6 protein-coding genes are annotated in these 6,481 nt (G+C 69.0%); 5 read left to right on the top strand and 1 reads right to left on the bottom strand.

Annotated elements, in window-relative coordinates; all coding sequences use genetic code 11:
• Window positions 1-356: 356 nt before the first annotated feature.
• From AC3XYG_RS38865 to AC3XYG_RS38885, 5 genes are all read left to right on the top strand, one after another.
• On the top strand, window positions 357-1,337 hold the full coding sequence (locus tag AC3XYG_RS38865; protein WP_489145265.1) for an arabinose ABC transporter substrate-binding protein: 981 nt from the start codon (window positions 357-359) through the stop codon (window positions 1,335-1,337).
• Window positions 1,338-1,510: 173 nt separating this feature from the next.
• The gene (araG, locus tag AC3XYG_RS38870; protein ID WP_489145266.1) at window positions 1,511-3,046 is read left to right on the top strand and encodes an L-arabinose ABC transporter ATP-binding protein AraG; all 1,536 of its coding nucleotides are present in this window, start codon (window positions 1,511-1,513) and stop codon (window positions 3,044-3,046) included.
• Window positions 3,046-3,993 carry an L-arabinose ABC transporter permease AraH gene (gene araH, locus AC3XYG_RS38875; protein WP_489145267.1) on the top strand — a complete coding sequence of 316 codons (948 nt, stop codon included), beginning with the start codon at window positions 3,046-3,048 and terminating at the stop codon, window positions 3,991-3,993. The genes araG and araH overlap by 1 nt, the downstream gene beginning before the upstream one ends.
• A gap of 10 nt (window positions 3,994-4,003) precedes the next feature.
• A complete protein-coding gene (locus AC3XYG_RS38880; RefSeq protein ID WP_489145268.1) occupies window positions 4,004-5,176 on the top strand; it encodes an enolase C-terminal domain-like protein in 1,173 nt (390 codons plus the stop codon).
• 15 nt (window positions 5,177-5,191) lie between these two features.
• Window positions 5,192-5,968: an SDR family oxidoreductase gene (locus tag AC3XYG_RS38885; RefSeq protein ID WP_489145269.1), complete on the top strand. Its 777-nt coding sequence runs from the start codon at window positions 5,192-5,194 to the stop codon at window positions 5,966-5,968.
• Between the two features lie 177 nt (window positions 5,969-6,145).
• Here the strand turns inward: AC3XYG_RS38885 and AC3XYG_RS38890 are convergent.
• Window positions 6,146-6,481 (bottom strand): transporter associated domain-containing protein (locus AC3XYG_RS38890; protein WP_489145270.1); only part of this gene is annotated, 336 nt, incomplete at its 5' end.

The following is a 6,481-nucleotide window of genomic DNA, read 5'->3' on the forward strand; positions in this document are numbered from 1 at the left end:
GCCTCCACCGGCAGCACCGTGCCCGGGGGCCAATCGCCGGACAGGATGCGGCGGGCCAGCGCGGCCACGACCTCCTTGCCGATCCGGGGGCGCGTGGTGGAGGGGGTGGTCGTCTCTGGGGAAATCCTCGCCTTCCGTCGCAGCGCCATCGCCACCCGCCGACCCTCCCCGTGTCAACCGCCTTCGCAGCGGCGCGTTCTGTCGGGCGACATTAGATCATATGATTCGTTTGACAACATCATATCTATCACCATACCGTCGCCGCCGAGACGCGGGTCGGGACCTGCGCCGCCCCGCCGATCCCCGGCCGATGCGCCGGGCCGGCCCGGGGTCCAACGATGGGGAGGAAACCGAGAATGCGCGTGCTCAAGCACCTGCTCGCCGCCGGGATCATGCTGTCGGCGCTCGCCGCGCCGGCCATGGCGGCCGACGTCAAGATCGGCTTCGTGGTCAAGCAGCCCGAGGAGCCGTGGTTCCAGGACGAATGGAAATTCGCCGACAAGGCGGCCGCCGAGAAAGGCTTCACCCTGGTGAAGATCGGCGCCGAGGATGGCGAGAAGGCGCTGGCCGCGATCGACAACCTCGGCGCGCAGGGCGCCCAAGGCGTGATCATCTGCGTGCCCGACGTGAAGCTGGGGCCGGCGATCGTCGCCCGCGCCCAGGCCAACGACCTGAAGCTGATGACCGTGGACGACCGGCTGCTGGCCAGCGGCCAGCCGATCGCCGACGTGCCGCATATGGGCATCTCGGCCACCAAGATCGGCGAGCAGGTCGGCCAGACCATCGTCGATGAGGCGAAGAAGCGCGGCTGGGACCTGGCCTCGATCGGCGCCATCCGCATCTCCTACGACCAGCTGCCGACGGCCAAGGACCGGGTCGACGGCGCCATCGCGGTGCTGCTGAAGAACGGCATCACCGAGACGCAGATCTTCGACGCGCCGCAGAAGCGCACCGACACCGAGGCGGCATTGGATGCCGCGACCATCACCCTGAACCAGCATGGCGACATCAAGCACTGGGTCGCCTTCGGCCTGAACGACGAGGCGGCGCTGGGCGCGGTGCGCGCCACCGAGACCGCCGGCATCGCCCCGGCCAATGTCATCGCGGTCGGCATCGGCGGCGCCGATTCGGCGATCAACGAGTTCAAGAAGCCGACCCCGACCGGCTTCTTCGGCACGGTGATCATCTCGCCGAAGCGTCACGGCTACGAGACGTCGCTGAACATGTATGCCTGGATCGCCGACAACAAGGCACCCGAGGCCCTGACCCTGACCTCCGGCTCGCTCGCCACCCGCGACAATTACAGCGCCGTCCGCAAGGATCTGGGGCTGGAGTAGCCGCCCCACACCGGCGGCACGGAATATGGACCCGTCATCGCGAGCCCCGCAGGGGCGTGGCGATCCAGCGGCTCGATCTCTGGATCGCCGCGTCGCTTCGCTCCTCGCGATGACGGTTTCAAACCAACGGACAGATCCAGCACTTCCGCCGTCCCCCTAGCGCAGACAGCCCCATGACCGAATTCCTCACCTTCCAGGGCGTCGCCAAATCCTTCCCCGGCGTGCGGGCGCTGGACAGGGTCGGCTTCGCCGTGCCGCGCGGCAGCGTCCATGGCCTGCTGGGTGAGAACGGCGCCGGCAAATCCACCCTGATCAAGATCCTCGGCGGCGATTACCGGCCCGATGCCGGCGAGATCGTCATCGACGGCCAGGTGTGCCGCTTCGGCTCCGCCCGAGACGCCATCGCGGCCGGCGTGTCGGTGGTGCATCAGGAGCTGCAGCTGGTGCCCGACCTGACGGTGGGCGAGAACCTGACCTTGGGCCGCTTCCCGGCCCGCGCCGGGGTGATCGATTTCCGCGCCCTGCACCGCCGGGTGCGCGAGACCCTGGCTGCCGCCGGCATCGCCATCGACACCCGCGCCAAGGTGTCGTCGCTGTCGCTGGGCCAGCGCCAGATGGTCGAGATCGTCAAGGCCGTGGTGTTCGACGCCAAGGTGATCGCGCTGGACGAGCCGACATCCTCCCTCTCATCCTCCGAAAGCGAGGTGCTGTTCCGGCTGGTCGACCAGTTGCGCGCCGCCGGCAAGGTCATCCTCTACGTCTCGCACCGGCTGGATGAGATCTTCCGGCTGTGCGACGGCTGCACCATCCTGCGCGACGGCAGGCTGGCCGCGCATTACGGCACGATGGATGGCCTGACCCGCGACGAGATCGTGCACCGCATGGTCGGGCGCGAGATCGCCGACATCTGGAACTGGCGGCCGCGCCCGGTCGGGGCACCCCGGCTGCAGGTCACGGGGCTGGAAGGGCCGCGCCTGTCCGCCCCCGCCGGCTTCGAGATCCGCGCCGGCGAGATCGTCGGCTTCTTCGGCCTGGTCGGTGCCGGGCGCAGCGAGCTGTTCCGCTTCGTCTATGGCGCCGATGCGCCGCGCCGGGGCGAGATCCGGGTCGACGGCGCGCCGGTAGCGATCCGCCACCCCAAGGATTCGGTGGCCGCCGGGCTGGTGCTGTGCCCGGAGGACCGCAAGGCCGACGGCATCGTCCAGGGCCGGTCGGTGGCCGAGAACATCGTCATCTCCTCGCGCCGGCACTTCTCGCCCTTCGGCCTCATCAAGCCGAAGCGCGAGGCCGGGGTGGCGGAGGATTTCATCAGGAAGATGCGGATCCGCACCCCGTCGCGGCAGCAGGACATCGTCAAGCTGTCCGGCGGCAACCAGCAGAAGGTGATCCTGTCGCGCTGGCTGTCGGAGCCTACGCTGAAGGTGCTGCTGGTCGACGAGCCGACCCGCGGCATCGATGTCGGCGCCAAGAGCGAGATCTATTCGATCCTGTACGACCTGGCCGAGAAAGGCCTGGCCATCGGCGTGGTGTCGAGCGAGCTGCCCGAGGTGATGGGCATCGCCGACCGCATCCTGGTGATGCGCACCGGCCGGATCGCGGCGGAGTTCCGGCGTGAGGATTTCGACGAGCGGGCGATCCTGGCCGCGGCGCTGCCGGTGCGCGCGCCCGGCGAGACCAACGACACGAACCGACAGAACGGGGCGGCATAGTGGACCGGCTGAAAAAACTGATCCTCGGCGACCAGGGGCTGGTCGTGATCTTCGCCGTGGCCTTCGTGCTGGTCTCGGCCACGGTCCCGTATTTCCTGACCGAACGGAACATGTTCGGCCTGTTGCAGTCGGTGGTGACGATCGGCATCGTTGCCGGCAGCATGATGCTGTGCCTGGCGTCGCGCGATTTCGACCTGTCGGTCGGGTCCACCGTCGCCTTCGCCGGCATGGTGTCGGTGATGGCGTCGAACTGGACCGGCAGCGTGGTGCTGGGCGTGCTGATCGCCCTGGCCTGTGGCCTCGTCGTCGGCCTGGCCAACGGCCTCGTCATCGCCAAGCTGAAGATCAACGCGCTGATCACCACCCTGGCGACGATGCAGATCGTGCGCGGCCTGGCGCTGATCACCTCCGGCGGGCAGGCGGTCGGCATCGACGACCCGGCCTTCTACAACATCGCCCTGACCAAGGTGTTCGGCGTGCCGATACCGATCTGGGTGCTGCTGATCTCCTTCGCCGTGTTCGGCTTCGTGCTGAACCGCACCGTGTTCGGCCGCAACACCCTGGCGGTCGGCGGCAACCCGGATGCGTCGCGCCTGGCCGGGGTCGACGTGTCGAAGACCCGGATCATGATCTTCGCCATCCAGGGCCTGATGTGCGCCATCGCCGGGGTGCTGCTGGCCTCGAAGATCACCTCGGGCCAGCCCAATTCGGCCCAGGGGCTGGAGCTGTCGGTGATCTCCGCCTGCGTGCTGGGTGGCGTGTCGCTGGCCGGCGGCCGGGCCACCATCTCCGGCGTCATCGTCGGCGTGCTGATCGCCGGCATTGCCGAGAACGCGATGGGGCTGCTGAATATCCCCGCCTTCTACCAGTACCCGATCCGCGGCGTGATCCTGCTGCTCGCCGTGCTGCTCGACAACCTGCGCAGCCGCGCGCTGCGCCCGAACTGAGGAACCCGGCGTGAAGATCACCGCGATCGAGACGCATGTCGTCAATGCCGGACTGCGCAACTGGGTGTTCGTCCGGGTGCTGACCGACCAGCCCGGCCTGTATGGCTGGGGCGAGGCGACGCTGGAGTGGAAGACCCGTGCCGTCACCGGCGCGGTCGAGGACATCGCGCCGCTCTTGATCGGCCGTGACCCGCGCGACATCGAAGCCGCGGTGCGGGCGGTGAAGAAGCAGGGTTTCTGGATGCTCGGCGTCATCGGCATGACCGCGCTGTCGGGCGTCGAGATCGCGCTGTGGGACATCCTGGGCAAGGCGCTCGGCGTGCCGGTGTGGCGCCTGCTGGGTGGCAAGCTGCGCGACCGGGTGCCGGTCTACACCCATCTCGGCATGGGCGAGATGAACGCGGTCTACGGCACCATGGAGGCCGGCCCCCTGGTCGAGCGCGGCCTGGCCGTGGTCGAGGCCGGCTACGACGCCTTCAAGATCGTCAACGTGCCCTACACCCACTACACCGCCGGCGTTGCCCAGATCGACAGCCTGGGCCGGGCCATGGCCGATCTGCGCGCCGCGGTCGGGCCGACTATCGAGATCATGGTCGATTTCCACGGCCGCCCCGCCTCGCCCACCGCCGCCCTGGCCTATATCGAGGCGCTGGCCCCGGCCCGGCCGCTGTTCGTGGAGGAGCCGATCCCGCCGGGCGACGTCGCCTCGATGAAGCAGATCGCGGCGCGGTCGCCGGTGCCGGTGGCAGCCGGCGAGCGGCTGACCAGCGCCCTGGAATTCGCACCGCTGCTGGAGGCGCGCGCCATCGCCATCGCCCAGCCGGATCTGTGCCACTGCGGCGGGCTGACCGAGGCGCGGCGGATCGCGGCGCTGGCCGAAATCGCCGGCTGCGGCATCGCCCCACACAACCCGCTGGGGCCGATCGCCGGGGTGGCGGCGCTGCATTACGACGTGGCGACGCCGAACTTCGTGATCCAGGAAGAGATGACCGGCGCCGTGCCCTGGTATTTCGAGGTGGTGCAGGGCCCGATCCGGCGCGAGGGCAGCGCCTGGGCGGTGCCGGAGGCACCGGGGCTGGGCGTCGAGGTCGACCTGAAGGTTGCCGCGAAGCACCCGTTCGAACAGGAACCCTTCCCGACCCGCGACGCCGTCATGCCCGACGGCACCGTGGTCGACTGGTAAGACGAGGATATCGAGATGGCCGGACGGCTGCAGGACAAGGTCGCGATCATCACCGGTGCCGGCCGCGGCATCGGCGCCGCCATCGCCCGGATCATGGCGCAGGAGGGGGCGCGGATCGCCGTCCTCGACATCGACGACCCGGCCGCGATCGCGGTGACCGGCGACATTCGCGCGGCCGGCGGCACGGCCGAGGCGTTCCACGCCGACATCACCGACCAGGGCGGGATCACGGCTGTGATGGCGCAGGTGGCGGCGCGGCTGGGGCCGCCGGACATCCTGGTCAACAACGCCGGCATCAACGTCTTCCGCGACCCGATCGAACTGACCGCGGCCGATTGGACGCGCTGCCTGGCCGTCGACCTGGAGGGCGCGTGGCACTGCATCCGCGCCGTGCTGCCGTCGATGCTGGAGCGGGGCGGCGGGTCGATCGTCAACATCGCCTCGACCCACAGCTTCTCGATCATCCCCGGCTGCTTTCCCTATCCCGTGGCCAAGCACGGGCTGATCGGGCTGACCCGGGCGCTGGCCATCGAATACGGGCCGAAGAAAATCCGGGTGAACGCGGTGGCGCCGGGCTATATCGCCACCCGGCTGAACCTGGAGCAGTGGGAGGAAGCGGCTGATCCGGCGGCGGCGCGCAAGACGGTGGAAGACCTGATCCCGCTGCGCCGCATCGGCACGCCGGAGCAGGTGGCCTGGGCCACGGTCTACCTCGCCTCCGACGAGGCCGGCTTCACCACCGCCTCGATCCTGACCATGGATGGCGGCCGGTCGGTCGTTTATCACGACTGAGGATTCGTCTCCGAAGGATCTTCCGCTTGGCTCCGGCAGAGACCGTTTGGAAACGGGTTGGCGTGAGTCGGCTGGTGGTGGTCGCGAGAACCGGCGCGCAGCGGACGTTGGTCCGTGAGCACCGGAAGCGCAGGAATCGCCATCAGGCGGCCGCGCCGGCGCGTTTCCAAACGGTCTTTAAGGCTCGGTCATCTCGATCCGCACCAGCACCTTGTCGATGCGGTTGCCGTCCATGTCCATGACCTCGTAGCGCATGCCGTTCTCGACGAAGCTTTCGGCCACCTTCGGCATGTGGCCGAGGTGCCAGAGCACGAAGCCCGCCAGGGTATGGTAGTCGTCGTCCGGCGAGCGCAGGCCGCGCAGGCGCAGCAGCCGTTCGACCTCGTCGATCGGCGTCATGGCGTCGACCAGCCAGCTGCCATCCTCGCGCCGCACGATCGAATAGCCGGCCGCGTCGATGCTGAGGTCGCCGACCTCGCCCTCGATCGCCGACAGGATGTCGCTCGGCGTCAC

The sequence above is a fragment of the Inquilinus sp. genome, from assembly GCF_057815775.1.